16 protein-coding genes are annotated in these 16,199 nt (G+C 62.0%); 9 read left to right on the top strand and 7 right to left on the bottom strand.

Going from position 1 to position 16,199, the window contains the following annotated elements:
• Window positions 1–239 precede the first annotated feature (239 nt).
• Window positions 240–1,229, bottom strand: a complete 990-nt coding sequence (locus HX814_RS23670; RefSeq protein WP_177009173.1) for a diaminopimelate epimerase — start codon at window positions 1,227–1,229, stop codon at window positions 240–242.
• Window positions 1,226–1,987 (bottom strand): FadR/GntR family transcriptional regulator, encoded by a 762-nt coding sequence (locus tag HX814_RS23665; RefSeq protein ID WP_087693068.1) that lies wholly within the window; start codon window positions 1,985–1,987, stop codon window positions 1,226–1,228. The genes HX814_RS23670 and HX814_RS23665 overlap by 4 nt, the downstream gene beginning before the upstream one ends.
• 234 nt (window positions 1,988–2,221) lie before the next feature.
• Here HX814_RS23665 and HX814_RS23660 point away from each other — a divergent pair, with 234 nt between their 5' ends.
• Genes HX814_RS23660 through HX814_RS23630 form a run of 7 tightly spaced genes read left to right on the top strand, consistent with a single transcriptional unit; the run spans window position 2,222 to window position 8,418 of the window.
• A complete protein-coding gene (locus HX814_RS23660) occupies window positions 2,222–2,962 on the top strand; it encodes an SDR family oxidoreductase (RefSeq protein ID WP_008432765.1) in 741 nt (246 codons plus the stop codon).
• A gap of 28 nt (window positions 2,963–2,990) precedes the next feature.
• Entirely contained in the window at window positions 2,991–3,836 is an 846-nt protein-coding gene (locus tag HX814_RS23655; protein ID WP_008432763.1) for an ureidoglycolate lyase, read from the top strand.
• A 20-nt stretch (window positions 3,837–3,856) separates the two neighbouring features.
• Window positions 3,857–5,134: an L-fuconate dehydratase gene (locus HX814_RS23650; protein WP_003219522.1), complete on the top strand. Its 1,278-nt coding sequence runs from the start codon at window positions 3,857–3,859 to the stop codon at window positions 5,132–5,134.
• 37 nt (window positions 5,135–5,171) lie between these two features.
• Entirely contained in the window at window positions 5,172–6,032 is an 861-nt protein-coding gene (locus HX814_RS23645; RefSeq protein ID WP_023658957.1) for an amidohydrolase, read from the top strand.
• A complete protein-coding gene (locus HX814_RS23640; RefSeq protein WP_177009174.1) occupies window positions 6,029–6,802 on the top strand; it encodes an SDR family oxidoreductase in 774 nt (257 codons plus the stop codon). The genes HX814_RS23645 and HX814_RS23640 overlap by 4 nt, the downstream gene beginning before the upstream one ends.
• Window positions 6,799–7,146, top strand: coding sequence for an L-rhamnose mutarotase (locus HX814_RS23635; RefSeq protein ID WP_003219515.1), 348 nt, complete (start codon window positions 6,799–6,801; stop codon window positions 7,144–7,146). Before HX814_RS23640 ends, HX814_RS23635 begins: the two co-directional genes overlap by 4 nt.
• 51 nt (window positions 7,147–7,197) lie before the next feature.
• A complete protein-coding gene (locus tag HX814_RS23630) occupies window positions 7,198–8,418 on the top strand; it encodes a sugar MFS transporter (RefSeq protein WP_177009175.1) in 1,221 nt (406 codons plus the stop codon).
• Here the strand turns inward: HX814_RS23630 and HX814_RS23625 are convergent.
• On the bottom strand, window positions 8,360–9,181 hold the full coding sequence (locus HX814_RS23625) for a helix-turn-helix domain-containing protein (RefSeq protein WP_177009176.1): 822 nt from the start codon (window positions 9,179–9,181) through the stop codon (window positions 8,360–8,362). The genes HX814_RS23630 and HX814_RS23625 overlap by 59 nt on opposite strands.
• Window positions 9,182–9,273: 92 nt before the next feature.
• On the opposite strand from HX814_RS23625, the gene HX814_RS23620 reads away from it, so the two are divergent.
• Window positions 9,274–9,519, top strand: coding sequence for a hypothetical protein (locus HX814_RS23620; protein WP_102369456.1), 246 nt, complete (start codon window positions 9,274–9,276; stop codon window positions 9,517–9,519).
• A gap of 278 nt (window positions 9,520–9,797) precedes the next feature.
• Entirely contained in the window at window positions 9,798–10,949 is a 1,152-nt protein-coding gene (locus HX814_RS23615; RefSeq protein ID WP_087693074.1) for an MFS transporter, read from the top strand.
• Between the two features lie 46 nt (window positions 10,950–10,995).
• Here the strand turns inward: HX814_RS23615 and HX814_RS23610 are convergent, their stop codons facing one another.
• From HX814_RS23610 to HX814_RS23595, 4 genes are all read right to left on the bottom strand, one after another.
• On the bottom strand, window positions 10,996–11,610 hold the full coding sequence (locus tag HX814_RS23610; RefSeq protein ID WP_008432744.1) for a hypothetical protein: 615 nt from the start codon (window positions 11,608–11,610) through the stop codon (window positions 10,996–10,998).
• Between the two features lie 497 nt (window positions 11,611–12,107).
• Window positions 12,108–12,452 carry a hypothetical protein gene (locus tag HX814_RS23605; protein WP_023658960.1) on the bottom strand — a complete coding sequence of 115 codons (345 nt, stop codon included), beginning with the start codon at window positions 12,450–12,452 and terminating at the stop codon, window positions 12,108–12,110.
• Window positions 12,453–12,536: 84 nt separating this feature from the next.
• Window positions 12,537–13,508 (bottom strand): type III secretion protein, encoded by a 972-nt coding sequence (locus tag HX814_RS23600; RefSeq protein WP_177009177.1) that lies wholly within the window; start codon window positions 13,506–13,508, stop codon window positions 12,537–12,539.
• Window positions 13,509–13,730: 222 nt separating this feature from the next.
• Window positions 13,731–16,136 (bottom strand): TonB-dependent receptor, encoded by a 2,406-nt coding sequence (locus HX814_RS23595; RefSeq protein WP_177009178.1) that lies wholly within the window; start codon window positions 16,134–16,136, stop codon window positions 13,731–13,733.
• Window positions 16,137–16,199 lie beyond the last annotated feature (63 nt).

The raw sequence follows: 16,199 nt of genomic DNA, 5'->3' as shown, positions 1-16,199 counted from the left end.
CGAAGCCGATAAAAAGTGCCTGAAGCCCAGGAATACTAGCGATTTCAGGCGAAATTCGGCCGCCTCAAAATAAAAAAGAAGAGTCGTACATTGATATTGGAAGGGTCTTTTATAAATACAGAAATGCAGTTAAACAGCCAGTACTGACCAACGGGAATACTCTTACACCACCATTCACCAGAGCTGCTTATTAATAGAGAAACAGCTGACAAAGATGATTAAGCCCGCCACTGCCTTTTTCAAACTTCCTGCAGCCGCGCAGTCCCGAACAGGCTAACGCTCGGCAACTCACCCGGCCCTGCTTGCAACCGTACGGGTGCGGTACCGCCCGGCATCACCACCGCCACCTGACCCGCCGTCACCCATCCTACAGACCAGGCGGCGCATGCCACCGCACTGGCGCTGGTCCCGGAGGACGCCGTGGGCCCCTCACCACGCTCAAACACCCGCGCGATCACGCGATTGCCTGAATCCCGGGCGACCCATTGCAGGTTGACCCCGGAAATACAAGGTTGGCCGGCCCCGGCAGGTGGTGCGAAAGCAATCGCCCTCAGCGGATCGAACCAGGCTGATCGATGCAGCTGGGCGTTGTCCGGCAACGCTGACGCGTCCTGTACCAGCGTCACACAATGCGGGTTGCCCACACGCACAAACTGGCTGTGATTCCACTCGGGGTTGAGCGCAGCCAGTGGCGAAACATGGCTCACCTCAGTTCCCTCAAGCGAGACCGCGCCCACACCAACAGCCCCTACCGCCAAAGGCCCGAACTCGGGACGCCCGAGCGCCAGCCAAAAGCCCTGCACCTGTTCGTACTCCGCCGGCTCAACCCGCGTAACCACCGGCGACAGTGCGTCTGTCTTGTCGTGATGCACCCGCAACTCACAGCCTTGCGCCATCAATCCCTGGTCGGTCAACGACTGGGCAAAGATCGTCAGGCCATTGCCACTGCGTTCGGCCAGGGAACCGTCGGTGTTGACGATCAACAGGTCAAAAGGCGGCGCGGCCTGGAACGGCCCCACCAACAAACCGTCACAACGATGCGCCTTGGCCTCTGCCGGGCGCGGCAACTCATCCCAACCGCACTCGGCGGCAATCGCCGCCAATGCCCAAACACCTCGGGTGCCAGCGGCCAAGTCGGCACGGTCCGGCACGTCGATACCCTTGCTGCGTAACCGCGCCGGGCTTACCACCCCGTAGATATTCCCGCGGGCGTCGTAGAACAGGGTCATTGCGCAGTCCGCATAAAGATTCGTACCACCTCTTCCAGGTGCTTGCGCATCGCCTGTCGCGCCCCCTCCACGTCTCGCTGTTCCAGTGCATCGAGGATCTTGCGATGCTCGTCTTCCGAGCGATGGGGCATGTCGTCCGAGGTGTAATGCGCCTGCAACCGCTGGAACATGCTGCCGTAACGATGCCCCAGCAAGTGCGCAATCATCAACGCATACGCCGGATTGCCCGAGGCCTGGGCGATGCGAATGTGAAACAGGCGATCGCCCGGATGGGTATGGGAGCCGTCGCGGTTGTCCTGCACATTACGCTCGAAGGCCTCGCGGATCCCCGCCAGCTCTTCGTCGGTGGCATGTTTGGCGGCCAGGGCGGCGGCTTCCGGCTCAATCAGGCGACGGGCCTGGAGCAGGGAAAACGGTGGAATCTCGGCATTGAAGTCGACGTGCAGGTTGAGTTCCGGATCGAACTCTTTCCATTGATCCCGGGTGGCCTGGGCCATCACCGGTTCCTGGCTGACTGTCGGTTGCACGGGTTCGCACACCAGCACGCCGTTGCCCACCCGCACGTCTACCAGGCCGATCACCTCCAGGGCAATCATCGCCTCACGCACGGAAGCGCGACTCACGCCCAGCAGTTTGGCAAGTTCACGCTCAGCGGGAAGTCGACTGCCCGGCGGAAATTCTCCGCTGTCGATCAACGCCCGCAACTGGTCGGCAATCTGTCGATAAAGACGTTGGTTATCAATTACTTGAAATGGCATCTAGGCTCAGCTCGATTCATGCACAGCACGGTCAAAGCGATCAACCCGCAAAAAAGCCGCTTGTTGACCGGGATGACCCATGCTAAAAATTGGATCAATGGCCTGACCATTGGATCGTTTCCAGTGTGCTGATCATAGCAAACCCACCAGGGTTCGCTATGCCGCAGATGCAGGTGTTTCACGCCCTCAATGGCCTGACCATTGAGCCAATAACAATAATCAAGGGAGTCTGTCATGGACCTCACCGGTAAACGCGTGCTGATCACCGCCGCCGCCCAGGGCATTGGCCGCGCCAGCGTCGAAGCCTATCTGGCGGCAGGGGCCGAAGTGATTGCAGCCGATATCAATCAACAGGCGCTCGCTGACTTGTCGGGCGCGCAAACGGTCTTGCTCGACGTCACCGACGCCAGCGCTATTCAACGCCTTGCTGCCGAGATCGGCCCGCTCGATGTGCTGTTCAACTGCGCAGGCGTGGTGCACGCCGGCAATATTCTCGAATGCCCGGAAAGCGACTGGACGTTTGCCCTCGACCTGAACGTCACCGCCATGTACCGCATGATCCGCGCGTTTCTGCCGGGGATGCTGGCGGCGGGCGGCGGCTCGATCATCAACATGTCGTCGGTGGCCTCCAGCCTCAAGGGCGTGCCCAACCGCTTTGCCTATTGCGCCAGCAAGGCGGCCGTCATCGGCCTGACCAAATCCGTCGCGGCCGACTTTGTTACCCAGCGCATCCGCTGCAACGCTATCTGCCCGGGCACCGTGGAGTCGCCTTCGCTGCAGCAACGCATCGTCGAACAAGCCCGCCATGAAGGCCGTCAACAGGACGAGGTGTACGCCGCCTTCACTGCGCGCCAGCCGATGGGACGCCTGGGCACGCCCCAGGAAATTGCCCAGCTGGCGCTGTACCTTGGCTCCGATGCCAGCGCGTTTACCACCGGCACCACCCAGATCATTGACGGCGGCTGGAGCAACTGACCGCCCACTTCCAATAAGAGGATTGCTCATGAAATTGCTGCGCTATGGTGAAAAAGGTCAGGAACGCCCGGCCCTGCTGGACGCTGATGGTCGTCTGCGTGACCTGTCCGCCCACATCAGTGATATCGCCGGTGACGCCCTGCTCCCGCACAACCTCGCTCGCCTGCAAGAACTCGACCCCGCGAGCCTGCCCCTGGTACCGGGCAATCCGCGTTTGGGCGCCTGTGTCGGCCAGGTAGGAAAATTCATCTGCATCGGCCTGAACTACGCCGATCACGCTGCCGAAACCGGCGCCCCCATCCCTGACGAACCGATCATCTTCAACAAGTGGACCAGCGCCATCGTCGGCCCCAACGACACCATCGAAATCCCCCGCCACTCCACCAAGACCGACTGGGAAGTGGAGTTGGGCGTGGTGATCGGCCAGGGTGGCCGCTACATCGAGGAAAGCCAGGCCATGCAGCACGTGGCCGGCTACTGCGTGATCAACGATGTCTCCGAGCGCGAGTTCCAGCTGGAACGCGGCGGCACCTGGGACAAGGGCAAGGGCTGCGACACCTTCGGCCCGCTCGGCCCCTGGCTGGTCAGCCGCGATGAGATCGCCGACCCGCACCAACTGTCGATCTGGCTGGAAGTCGACGGCCACCGCTACCAGAACGGCAACACCCGCACGATGATTTTCCAGATCCCCAAACTGATCAGCTACCTCAGCCAGTTCATGAGCCTGCAACCGGGGGATGTGATTTCCACCGGCACCCCGCCCGGTGTCGGCCTGGGGATCAAGCCCACGCCGGTCTACCTCAAGCCCGGGCAAAAAATCCGCCTGGGTATCGAAGGCCTCGGCGAACAGAACCAGACCACGGTCGACGCCTGACAAGAGACTAGGAGCCGTTCATGACTACCATTACCGCGATTCGCGTCGAAGATATCCGCTTTCCTACGTCCCAGTCCCTGGACGGTTCCGACGCCATGAACCCGGACCCGGACTACTCGGCCGCCTATGTGATTTTGCAGACCGACAACCCGGCCCTTGAAGGCCATGGCCTGACCTTCACCATCGGCCGTGGCAACGAGATTTGCTGCGCGGCGATCCAGGCCATGCAGCCGCTACTGGTGGGCTTGACCCTGGAATGGATCGCCGAAGACATGGGCCGCTTCTGGCGGCATGTCACCAGTGACAGCCAGTTGCGCTGGATCGGCCCGGACAAGGGCGCAATCCACCTGGCCACCGGCGCGATCGTCAATGCCGCGTGGGACTTGTGGGCCAAGGCCGAAGGCAAACCCCTGTGGCGCCTGGTCGCCGACATGAGCCCGGAACAGCTGGTGCGCTGCATCGATTTCCGCTACATCACCGACTGCATCACCTCCAGCGAAGCCCTGGCCTTGCTGCGCCAACGCGCCGAAGGCAAGGCTGAACGCCTGGCCGACCTGCAAGCCAATGGCTACCCCTGCTACACCACCTCCGCCGGCTGGCTCGGTTACGGCGACGAAAAGCTGCGCAGGCTGTGCCAGGAAGCGGTGGATGCCGGCTTCAACCACGTAAAGCTCAAGGTCGGCCACGACTTGCAGGATGACCTGCGGCGCGTACGCATCGCCCGCGAAGTATTGGGCCCGGACCGCCAATTGATGATTGACGCCAACCAGGTGTGGGAAGTCGACACCGCCATCGATTGGGTGCGCGAATTGGCGTTTGCCAAGCCGTGGTTCATCGAGGAACCCACCAGCCCCGACGATATCGAGGGCCATCGCAAGATTCGCCAGGGGGTGGCGCCGGTCAAGGTCGCCACCGGCGAGATGTGCCAGAACCGGATCATCTTCAAGCAATTGATCATGCGCGAAGCCATCGACGTGGTGCAGATTGACGCCTGCCGCCTGGGTGGGGTGAACGAGGTGCTGGCAGTGATGCTGATGGCGGCCAAATATGGCCTGCCCGTGTGCCCGCATGCCGGCGGTGTCGGGCTTTGCGAGTACGTGCAGCACCTGTCGATGATCGACTACCTGTGCATTGCCGGCACCCACGAAGGCCGGGTGATCGAGTATGTCGACCATTTGCACGAGCATTTCGAGGAACCTTGCGTGGTGCGCGGTGCGGCCTATCTGCCGCCGAAGGCGCCGGGCTTTTCGATCCAGATGAAAGCCGCGTCCCGGGAGCAATACCGCCACCGGCCGTGAGCTGAACCGCAATTTGAATGGACGGAGCACAATAACAATGTCGTCCCCATCACCTTTGAGGCTCGATGCGCACCAGCATTTCTGGCGCTACCGGGCCGCTGATTATCCGTGGATCGGTACGGCTGAGGCTGACCTGCGGCGGGACTTTCTCCCACAGGACTTGCGGCCGTTGCTCGACGCTGCCGACCTGGATGGCTGCATTGCCGTGCAAGCCCGCGCCGGTGAGCAGGAAACCGACGCGCTGCTGGAAATGGCGCGGCAGCACCCATGGATACTCGGCGTCGTCGGCTGGGTCGACCTGTGCGACCCACGCCTGGAACAGCACCTGGAACAGTGGCGCGACGCACCGGGACTCAAGGGCTTTCGGCATCAGATTCAGGATGAGCCTACGCCTGCCAGCTTTATGGCCGATGCCAGGTTCTCCCGTGGCCTGCAACACCTGCAGCAACAAGGCTACGTCTACGAGGTGCTGATCCGCTGCGCCGACCTCGACGCCGCGACAGCCCTGTGCCAGCGCCACGACCGGCATCATCTGGTGCTGGACCACCTGGGCAAACCTGACATCGCCAACGGCCCCGTCGGTTGGGCCGAACACCTGGCGCCACTGGCCGCCCTGCCCCACGTCAGTTGCAAGCTGTCGGGCCTGCTCACCGAAGCCGGGCCCGAGCAACGCAACGCCCGAGCCCTGCGCCCCTACATCGAACTGGCGCTGGAATTGTTCGGCGCCGAGCGCCTGATGTTCGGTTCGGACTGGCCGGTGTGCCTGCTGGCCGGGGAATACCAGGGCACCTGCCAATTGCTGCAACAAACCCTCGGCCCACTGTCGCCCGATGAACAGCAGGCCATCTGGGGCGGCACGGCCCAGCGGGTCTATCACCTTGAAGGAAACTGCCCATGAATCTGCATTTGCAGGACCGCGTGATCATCGTCACCGGCGGCGGCTCGGGGATTGGCGCCGCCATTTCCCTGGGATTGATTGCCGAAGGCGCAATCCCGGTAATTTTCGGCCATCAACCGTTGTCGCCGGCCTTCGCGGCCGAGCTTGAGCAGCACGGTCAAAGCCACTTCATCCGTGTCGAGTTGCGCGATGAGGACGCCTGCCGCGCAGCCGTCAACGAAGTGTTGCAACGCTTCGGACGCATCGACGGCCTGGTGAACAATGCCGGGGTCAACGACGGCGTGGGCCTGGATGCGGGCCGTGCAGCGTTCGTCGAATCCCTGGAAAAGAACCTGATTCATTACTACTTGATGACCCACTTGTGCCTCGATGCCCTCCAGGCCAGCCGCGGGGCAATCGTGAATATCAGCTCCAAGACGGCCCTCACCGGCCAGGGCGGTACCAGCGGTTATACCGCCGCAAAAGGTGCGCAGCTGTCACTGACCCGGGAATGGGCCGCCTCCTTGCTGGAGTTCGGCATCCGGGTCAATGCCGTGGTGCCCGCCGAGGTGCTGACGCCGCTGTATCAACGCTGGATCGACGGCTTCGACAACCCCGAGGCCAAGCTCGCCGCCATCGTCGAAAAAATCCCCTTGGGCAAACGGATGACCACTCCCGAGGAAATTGCCGACAGCGTGCTGTTCCTGCTCTCACCCCGCGCCTCCCACACCACCGGACAGTGGCTGGTGGTGGATGGAGGCTACACCCACCTCGACCGGGCGCTGACATGAGCGGCCAACGTTACTGCCTGGCCCTGGACCTGATCGACGATGCGGCATTGATCGCCGAGTACCAGCAGCTGCATCGACGCATCTGGCCTGCCGTGGCAGAGCATCTGCGCAGCCAGCAAATCCTGGAAATGCAGATCTGGCGCCTGGGCACGCGGCTGTTCATGGTCATGGACACCGCGGCCGGGTTCAGCTTCGAAGGGCTGGACCACGCTGCACGCGCCAACCCCGACGTGCAAGCCTGGGAAACCCTGATGTGGCGCTTCCAGGCCCCCACGCCGTGGACTGACCCCGGCGGCAAATGGCAGCCCCTGGAGCAGATTTTCTGCCTTACCGACCAACCCTGATACCCGCTGCATCGCACGCCTTGATCCCATAAAAACAACAGGAGAAGCGTCATGTTAAGCAAAGATACACACCTGCCAGGCACCCGTGCCGTGCCGACCTATCGCTGGGCGCTGATGCTGGTGACCAGTCTGTTTTTCCTCTGGGGCTTGTCCTACGGTTTGCTCGACGTACTGAACAAGCACTTCCAGGAAGTCCTGCACGTCAGCAAGGCCCAGTCCGGGCTGTTGCAAAGCGCCTATTTCGGCGCGTACTTCCTGATTGCCTTGCCGGCCGGGTTGTTGATGGACCGCCACGGCTACAAGGCCGGGATCCTGCTGGGCCTGTGCCTGTATGCGGCGGGCGCGCTGCTGTTCATGCCGGCGGCTGCGGCGGCGAGCTTTCCGTTTTTCCTGTTCGCGCTGTTTGTCATCGCCTGCGGCCTGGGCTGCCTGGAGACCGCTGCCAACCCCTATGCCACCGTGCTGGGCGAACCCCAGGGCGCCGAGCGGCGGTTGAACCTGGCGCAATCATTCAATGGCCTTGGCCAGTTCTTCGGCCCGCTGATTGGCGGCGCGATGTTCTTCAGCGCCGGCAGCACACCGGCCTCGGACATGAGTTCGTTGCAGACCACCTACGTGGTGATCGCGGTTCTGGTACTGCTGGTGGCACTGCTGATCGCCCGCACGCCGCTGCCGGATTTGCGCGCGCAGGAACAGGCACTGCAACCGACGGCCGACAAGGGTCTGTGGCAGCACCGGGAGTTCGTCGGTGGGGTGATCACGCAGTTTTTCTATGTGGCGGCCCAGGTCGGAGTCGGCGCATTTTTCATCAACTACGTCACCGAGCATTGGGCACAGATGGGCAATCAGCAAGCCGCCTACCTGCTGTCGATCGCAATGCTGGCCTTCATGTTCGGGCGCTTCTTCAGTACCTGGCTGATGGGCCGGGTCAGCGCGCAGAAGCTGCTGCTGATTTATGCGCTGATCAATATCGCGTTGTGCGGCCTGGTGGTGATCGGCCTGGAAGGTATCTCGGTGATCGCGCTGATCGCGGTGTTCTTCTTCATGTCGATCATGTTCCCGACGCTGTTCGCCATGGGCGTGAAGAACCTCGGGCCGCACACCAAGCGCGGCAGTTCGTTCATGATCATGGCGATCGTCGGCGGCGCCCTGATGCCCTACTTGATGGGCAAGGTGGCGGACAACAGCACAGTGGCGCTGGCTTACCTGTTGCCTATGGGGTGTTTCGTGATTGTGGCGGTATATGCCCGTAGTCGCTTGCGCCATCCGTGAAGTACCGCCCCGGCGTCGTCCCGAACGTACGCCGGAACATCGCAATAAAGGCACTGACGTTTTCATAACCCAGGTCCAGCGCAACCCGGGTCACGGGTGCATGCGCCGCCAGCAACTCCAGGGCGCGCAACAATCGCGCGCGCTGGCGCCACTGGCTGAAGGTGAACCCGGTCTCGGCAACAAACCGCCGGGCCAGGGTGCGCGGCGAGACACCGGCCCACTGCGCCCAGTGTTCCAGCAGGCGGTTGTCGTCGGGACTGTCGGCCAGCGCCTGGGCGATGCGCAACAGGCGCGGGTCCCGGGGCAGCGGTAAGCCGAATGGCTCCTGAGGCAACCCGGCGATTTCATCAAGGATCACCTGGGCGATCCGTGACTGAGGCGGCTCGAGCAGCGGCTGGCTCCAGGTTGCCGCGCGCCTGACGGCTTCCAGCAACAAGGCCGACGTGGCGATAACGCACGTCTGTCGGGGCAGCCCTGCACACGCCTGGGGTTCGACATACACGCTCCAGCCATCAAACGGCCCGTGGGAACGCAAGGCGTGGGAACAATCGGGGGCAATCCACACCGCGTGGGTGGCCGGTACTACCCAATGCTGGTGCGCCGCCTGCACCGACAACAACCCGCGCTGGGCTCCGAGCAATTGCCCGCGGGCATGCTGATGAAGGGCCGTGGTGCGTGCTACCGGACTGCTGCGCAACGTCGCCACCAGCAACGGACCGCCGGTCGCATTGGCGAGCTGGGCTGAAACGAGTGTTGACGGCATATGGCAGCTTTACCGTATTGAATGACCTGGATAAGGCAGTGTAGCCATTTGCGCACGCCCAGACTGCGGATTCATTCATTGAGGGCTCCGCCATGCGTGCAGAAGACGTGCTTCCCGACCATCTCGACCAAGGCCAATTCAATGGCGTGACCGTGCGCAAGGGCACGGTGGGCGCATTCCTCGCCAACGCCAGAACCTGGTGCGATCCGGCCACCCCGGACGAGCAGCGCTTGCTGGCCGAACAGGACATCCTGCAAGCCCTCCCCGCCCTGCAGGCCCTGGGCTTGTTTGAAGTGTTGCAGGTGCGGGATGCGAAACTGGCGCGGCTGCTGAAGTGAGAGGATCGGCCTGGAAGGTGGTAATCCGTCGCTGGAAGCCCGGGGTTCACCAGCTCTCGCGGGGATTACGCACCTTCCAGGCCACCTCGCACCTCAAGTGGTTACTTGTCCTACGAACTGATAGTGGTTGGAAAGGCCCGTCGCGTTCCATGATCCTGGAAAAAATGTTTGGCCCTGTGTTCAGGCATGCCAAGGGAACCCGGCTCGCTCGATACGGCCTGATGTGCAAGGATGTTGCGCTGCACATCGTTCGTTGAACGCAAAACCAAGGATTTTTCATGACCGCCATCAGCACCCCAGCGCCCGTGGTACCCGGGCGGCTGGAACAAATGTCGACCCGCATCGCGTTTTTCATCGCCGGCTTCGGCATCGCCGCCTGGGCACCACTGGTGCCTTATGCCAAGGCCCGCGCCCAACTCAATGAGGGCACCCTCGGCCTTTTGCTGTTGTGCCTGGGGGTGGGCTCGATGATCGCGATGCCGGTCGCCGGGGCCCTGGCGTCGCGCTACGGTATCCGGCGAGTGGCCACCGGCGGCACCCTCCTGATCTGCCTGGGCCTGCCGATGCTGGCCACCGTCACCTCGATTCCCTTGCTGATGGCCGCGCTGTTTGTGTTTGGTGCCGGCCTGGGCACGGTGGACTCCACGGTCAACCTGCAAGCGGTGATGGTCGAACGGGCCAGCGGCAAGACCATGATGTCGGGCTTCCACGGGCTGTTCAGCCTGGGCGGGATCGTCGGGGCGGCAGGTGTCAGCGGGCTGCTGGGGTTGGGCTGGTCGCCGTTGCAGGCCACCCTCGCGGTGATCGTCGTCATCGTAGTGGCCTTGCTCAAGGCCGGGCCACACCTGCTGCCTTACGGCAGTGAAAGCTCCGGGCCGGCCTTTGCCGTGCCCCACGGCGTGGTGCTGTTTATCGGCTGCCTGTGCTGCATCGTGTTTCTTGCCGAAGGCGCCGTGCTGGACTGGAGCGCGGTGTTCCTGAGCGCCGAGCGCGGCCTTGACGAAGCCTATGCGGGCCTTGGCTACGCAGCCTTTGCCTTGACCATGACCGTCGGGCGCCTTACCGGCGACAGGATAGTTCGCCGCCTGGGCGCAACCCGGGTGATTGTATTCGGCGGCGCGCTCGCCGCCGGCGGCATGCTGTTGGCGACGCTATTCCCTGCGTGGGAAACCGCCCTGCTGGGGTATGCATTGGTCGGTGCCGGGTGTTCGAACATCGTACCGGTGCTGTACACCGCCGTCGGCAAGCAGACCGTCATGCCGGAACACATTGCCGTGCCCGCCATCACCACCCTGGGCTACACCGGCATTCTCGCCGGCCCTGCGGTGATCGGCTTCATCGCCCATGGCAGCAGCTTGAGCACTGCCTTTGTGCTGATTGCCGTACTGCTGATCGGTGTGGCGATCAGCGGGAAAATACTGCGGGTCTGACCACCCAGCCCCATCACGCCTCGTACATTGAGGCGTCAACCCGGGGTCATTTGGCTTTCTGGAGTTCCAGCCAGCGATCAAGGGTTTTGTTGCTGAGCCAGCCCGCCTGGTGATGGCTGCCGAAAATTCGCCGACCGCTGTCGGCGGTGTTTTCCAGCGACCGCAACAAGCCCGGCCGGTCCACAAGGTTTTTCGCCATATACACCTGCTGTTCGTCGTATTTCTTCTTCGGTAGCCCCGTGGCCGGGTCCAGTACAACTTGGCCATGGCTGTCGAGCTCATCCGGGTCTTTGCTCATCATCGCCAGCACCTCGATATTGACGTAGCAGATCTGCTCGAAAAACCCCATGCGGTCCCGCGACCGGTCCCGTAACTCGGTGAACATTTCCTTGAACAGGCGGACGAGATCGGCATTGTTTTTTGTGTGGAAAGGGTCCGGGCTGAAGGCACTGGGATCGCTGTTGCCGAACACGACGTTCTCGGCCTGTGCCAAGCTTTCGCGGGTGATGTAGCCGTCCTGGTCGAGGATCGCATCGATCAGGCGCGGGCGCTGGATGATCGCCTTGGCAAGCAGGATAGCGCTGTCGGCCTCTCGGCTGGCACCGAGCTTTTTACTGGCGATTCGTTGCAGTGAAGACAGCTTCAGTCCGTCAGTTCTCATGGAGTTTTTTCAGCATGGCAAATTGGGCGTTCGCCGCGCTCACCAAATCGCTGTCCGGCAAACGAATGTAGGGATTGGGCCCGCGGAGGCGGCTGGCCACTTCGTTCTGAAGCCCCAGGTGTTGCAGCAGACTCCTGCAGTGACTCTCCCCCCGCAAAGGAGGCCGATAGCCTGATGAGCGGACAGGCGCCCCGCCGGATTGATGGCTGTGCTTTCGCGCAGCCTCACCGGGTTCACTTGAAGCGGCGTGAATTGCCCGTGTACCGCCGTCCAGTGCCGGGGCAATACAGGGTGTAGCACCGAGGTGCTGGCAGACCGACCCGCCGTTGATTGTCATGATTCATCTCCACCATTTTCCGGTTCCACATTGACCTGGTCATCATCCCGGCAATCGCCGTATCGCTCAGGTGAAAACAGGCCAAAGGTGTGTGGTGTGCCGGTGGCAATGGTTCCGAGATAGAGCAGCGTTCCAATGACAACATGTAAAAACCGAAGAATCAGTCGGCTTTTCGAGACCCTGGCGAGGTCGGTTTTGTCTCCTGCCAAAGGTCTTTGATCGCTGCGACCATAGCGCCCATCACCGCGCGCAACGGGCGTAACCCAGGCGCGTGGGAGGCAGGCAACTGCCCGTGCGGCAACATGCCTTTGATGAAGTCGTCAGCCGCCGGCGCCTGGAACGTGTGCTGCCCGGTGAAGTTCTTCACTCGCCGGGCTTCGGCGCCCTCTTCGCACCGTTTGCCCGGTGCGGCAACGGGGGGCGGTTGCAGGGTATCGCTGCCCGTCGGCGCAAGACAGGCTGGCTGATAGCCAGGATTGTGCGATCCACACGAAGGTGTAGCCATGTCTGAGCCCTGGCTGAGAGTTTGAAAGCAGCGAATTGAGCAAGGCAGGTCATCACGCCGCGAGAGGGTCGCGGCGTGATCGAGCTAAAACAGGTTCAGAGAGAGGTGGCGCAGGGCGGCTCTGCCGATCTTGCCGTCATACCGGTCAAGAGAGTCCATCAGCGTTAACAGGCTTGAGCGCTGAGTGACTTCCTTGGCCAACTCGATGAGCCGCTGTTGCTTTGGGTCGCTCGACGACGATGCGGCCAATTTTTTCAAATCCTTGATACTGATGGAGCGGCTCCAGATACCCTTCAGGGCGTCGAAGTCCTTCAACATCTGTTCGGCGAGCTGTTTGTCGGTCTTGTACTTCAAGGCGTTGCCGGAGTCGAGCACGGCGTTGAGGTCCCGCCGGGAGATTCGACCATCCAGATCACCGGTCCTGCCGGCTCGGTCAAAGGCTTGTATTACGTCTGGGCGTCGCAGCAGTTCCCGGGCCAACAGAATGTTCTCATTACGGTCCTGGTCGTTGGTCAACCGTCTGCCCGCCATCTCCTCCAGGCTTTGTTTTGTGATGAAGGGCTGGCCCGGCACCGTGAACGCATCAAATTTGTTCTTGAGGAGGTTCCCCAGTTGATCGGGGGTTTGCCTCGAAAAGTGTGGGTCCGGGCGACCGTATCCCGGGTCAGGCTTGCAGGGGGTCGGACGGCAGTGTCCGGGAAGAGGCCTGAGTGGAATGGAAGGATCAGGACGACCATAACCGGGGTGAGGCCGGAACGGATTCAACAGTTTATGCAGAAAGTCCTGAAGCTGTCCGATCAGCCCGCCCAGGAACGAGTTTGCATAGGACGCCCGGAATGAGTTGTTGGCGGCACCATGGCGATCCATCGTGCTCTGCGTCGTCGTCCAATTCGAATATCCCGGGCCGATCCCATTCTGTGGCACGTTGAAGCTGATGTGGATCGACCCCTGCCCGGAGCGTGAGCGTGACTGCGTCGATGTGGCGGCATCAGTATGCGGCTGCGCGGCGTTATCAGAGGGGTTGGCAACAGTTGAGTTGGATAAGGTTACCGACATAGGCATCTCCAGTTCGGCGTATTGACACGATTCACTCCCGGCTCAAAGACACCTCGGCGATACAAGGTATCCCATGGAAAGTGGGCACCTCCTTGTGTGGTAGACCTGTCGGATTCAGTTCCTGCGGACGCAGAAAATCGTTAGAAAAAGAGTAGGAAGAAGGGCTATGGCGAGGGGGCTTGCGCCCCCTCGTCACTGTCGATACCTGGGATCAGGCACGCATCAGAAGCCGACGCTGGCCTGCACGAAGAACGTGCGCGGTTCACCCAGGTAGATCCCGGAGTTGTTGTCGCTGGAGCGGGTGTAGTGTTCCTGGTTGAACACGTTTTTTACCCCGACGCCCAGCTTCAGGTTCGACAGTTGCGCACCGAAGTCATAACCGCTGCGCACGTTGACCGAGACGTAGCCGGGAATATCCCCGTACTGGCCATCAGCAGTCGGCTGGGTGATGTAGGTGGTACCGGTGCCCGGCGCACGCTGGCCGGACTGGGCATAGACGTCCAGGTTGTGGGTCCAGTGGTTGATGTCGTAACGCAGCCCCAGGGTGGCCACTTCACGGGAGTACAGCGGCAAGTCGCGGCCCTTGAAGGCAACGTCGCCTTCGGAGGTGGCCCTGGTGTAGGTGAAGCCGGCGTTGGCGGTCAGGCCGTCCAGGCGCGGGTCGAGGTTCGACAGGTCGTAATGGGCCGACGCTTCGATGCCCTCGTGCTTGGTAGCGCCGAGGTTGGTCCAGCCCACATCGTTGCTGACGTATTGCAACTCGTCCGAGAAGTCGATGTAGAACAACGTCACTTCGCCGCCCCAGACGCTGTCGTTGTAGCGGGTACCGATTTCGTAGGTCTTGGCTTTTTCCGGGTTCAGGCCGTTCGCGGTCTGGTCGCCGTTACCGCCCTGGCCCAGCTGGAAGTATTGCAGGCTGCCGAAGGAGGTTTCGTAGTTGGCAAACAGCTTCCAGGCATCGGAGACGTGGTACATCACGCTCAAGGCCGGCAGCGGTTCGTTGTTGTGGATCTCGCGACGTTTCTCCTGAACCGTGGCGCCATTGAGGCCTACCACCGGACGGTCGTGCCATTCGGTGCGAATCTGCTCAAAGCGAATGCCCGGGGTGACGGTCCATTTGCCGATATCAATCTTGTTGTCGATATAGAACGAGTTGGCCTCGGTGCCACCGGTACGGTCCTGGTACACGTGGCCGTCACTCTGGCCCACGGGCGTCGGCACGTTGTTGACCAGCGCCAGGCTGGTGGCCTGCTCGTGCATGCCTTCCTTGAGGTAGCGATAACCGACGCTGACTTCCTGGGTGCTCGGCCCCAGGTCAAATACATGGGACACACGCGGCTCGATGCCGAAGGTGTAGTAGGTGCGCGGGTAGGAACCCAGGGTCTTCAGGTCGCGGTTGGCGATGTTGCTGCCGCGGAAACTGTCGGAGTAGTAGGTCAGCACTTCCGCCTGGGTGCGGTCGTCGATCTGCCGGATGTACTTGAAGGACATATCCTTGCGCCGGCCATTGAAGTTGTCCCAGTCACGTACCGATTGATACGGGTTGGCGTCGTACTGCTTCTGGGTCAGGCCGCCGGGCATGTCGGCGCTGGCGTCGTAGTAGTGGAAATTCAGCGAGAAATCGTCTTGATCGGTCGGCGCCCAATGGGTCTTGAAGATCACGTCGTCGATGTCGTTGGAGTTGTTGCGGTCGCGGTAACCATCGCCCTTGGTCCCGGAATACAGCAACGCAGCACCGATACCGTTGTCGGCGGTGCCGCCGATGAAGGCGTTTTCAATGTGTTTCCAGCCGCCGTGGGCCGCGGTTTCCAAGGTGGTGCCGACTTCGCCGGAGAATTTTTCCGGGATGGCCCGGGTGACGAAGTTGATCACGCCGCCGACGTTCTGTGGTCCATAACGTACGGAGCCTGCGCCACGCACCACGTCGATGCTGTCGAGGTTGCCGGAGGAAATCGGCGCCATCGACAACTGCGGCTGGCCGTAGGGTGCAAACGCTGCCGGTACGCCGTCGATCAATACCGTGGAGCGTGGCGACAGACGCGAGGTCAGGCCGCGTACCCCGACGTTGAGGGAAATATCACTGCCACCGGTGCCGTTGGCCTCCTGCACCTGCACCCCGGGAATGCGCCGCAGCACGTCACCGACGTTCATCGCGCCCTGCTCCACCATGGCTTCACGGCGCACCACGGTGCGCGCCCCCGGGTGGTTCTGCACCACTTGGGCATTCGCGTCGCCGAGCCAGTCGCCGACCACCTTGATGTCGGTGGCACCCAACTCCAGCGGCGAACCGGCTTCGCCGGTGCCCTTGCCCAGCGGGCGCAGGGTCACGGAGCCCGCATCGATCTGGTAATCCAGGCCGCTGCCCTGCAGCAACTGGCGCAGCGCTTGTTCGGGCGACAGGTTGCCGTCGACGGCCGGGGCTTGTTTGCCGGCCACCATGTCGGGGCTGAAGAACACTTGCAGCGACGTCTGCTGACCCAATTGGCTCAAGGCCGAACCCAGGGACTGGGCCTGGATATGAATGCCATCGTCAGCATAGGCCGCCGGCAGTGCGGCGCTGACGGCCAGCGCCAGGGCGAGGGGTGCCCAGCGGGATGATTTATTGTTTTTCATGGCGAGTTTTTTCACGTCGAACGTAGTCCTGTGATCGCAAGAGAGTGCGGCTGTTAATGCAAACCAGTTGCAGTTGCA

The sequence above is a fragment of the Pseudomonas sp. C8002 genome (assembly GCF_013385765.1).
Classification (GTDB): domain Bacteria; phylum Pseudomonadota; class Gammaproteobacteria; order Pseudomonadales; family Pseudomonadaceae; genus Aquipseudomonas.
Note: the sequence above shows the minus strand (reverse complement) of the source record. Positions and strands in the feature narration are given on the sequence as shown.

Excerpts from the sequence above, each read along its gene's own strand:
- HX814_RS23670 (WP_177009173.1), bottom strand. The coding sequence starts at position 1,229 with ATGACCCTGTTCTACGACGCCCGCGGGAATATCTACGGGGTGGTAAGC.
- HX814_RS23665 (WP_087693068.1), bottom strand. The coding sequence starts at position 1,987 with ATGCCATTTCAAGTAATTGATAACCAACGTCTTTATCGACAGATTGCC.
- HX814_RS23660 (WP_008432765.1), top strand. The coding sequence starts at position 2,222 with ATGGACCTCACCGGTAAACGCGTGCTGATCACCGCCGCCGCCCAGGGC.
- HX814_RS23655 (WP_008432763.1), top strand. The coding sequence starts at position 2,991 with ATGAAATTGCTGCGCTATGGTGAAAAAGGTCAGGAACGCCCGGCCCTG.
- HX814_RS23650 (WP_003219522.1), top strand. The coding sequence starts at position 3,857 with ATGACTACCATTACCGCGATTCGCGTCGAAGATATCCGCTTTCCTACG.
- HX814_RS23645 (WP_023658957.1), top strand. The coding sequence starts at position 5,172 with ATGTCGTCCCCATCACCTTTGAGGCTCGATGCGCACCAGCATTTCTGG.
- HX814_RS23640 (WP_177009174.1), top strand. The coding sequence starts at position 6,029 with ATGAATCTGCATTTGCAGGACCGCGTGATCATCGTCACCGGCGGCGGC.
- HX814_RS23635 (WP_003219515.1), top strand. The coding sequence starts at position 6,799 with ATGAGCGGCCAACGTTACTGCCTGGCCCTGGACCTGATCGACGATGCG.
- HX814_RS23630 (WP_177009175.1), top strand. The coding sequence starts at position 7,198 with ATGTTAAGCAAAGATACACACCTGCCAGGCACCCGTGCCGTGCCGACC.
- HX814_RS23625 (WP_177009176.1), bottom strand. The coding sequence starts at position 9,181 with ATGCCGTCAACACTCGTTTCAGCCCAGCTCGCCAATGCGACCGGCGGT.
- HX814_RS23620 (WP_102369456.1), top strand. The coding sequence starts at position 9,274 with ATGCGTGCAGAAGACGTGCTTCCCGACCATCTCGACCAAGGCCAATTC.
- HX814_RS23615 (WP_087693074.1), top strand. The coding sequence starts at position 9,798 with ATGACCGCCATCAGCACCCCAGCGCCCGTGGTACCCGGGCGGCTGGAA.
- HX814_RS23610 (WP_008432744.1), bottom strand. The coding sequence starts at position 11,610 with ATGAGAACTGACGGACTGAAGCTGTCTTCACTGCAACGAATCGCCAGT.
- HX814_RS23605 (WP_023658960.1), bottom strand. The coding sequence starts at position 12,452 with ATGGCTACACCTTCGTGTGGATCGCACAATCCTGGCTATCAGCCAGCC.
- HX814_RS23600 (WP_177009177.1), bottom strand. The coding sequence starts at position 13,508 with ATGTCGGTAACCTTATCCAACTCAACTGTTGCCAACCCCTCTGATAAC.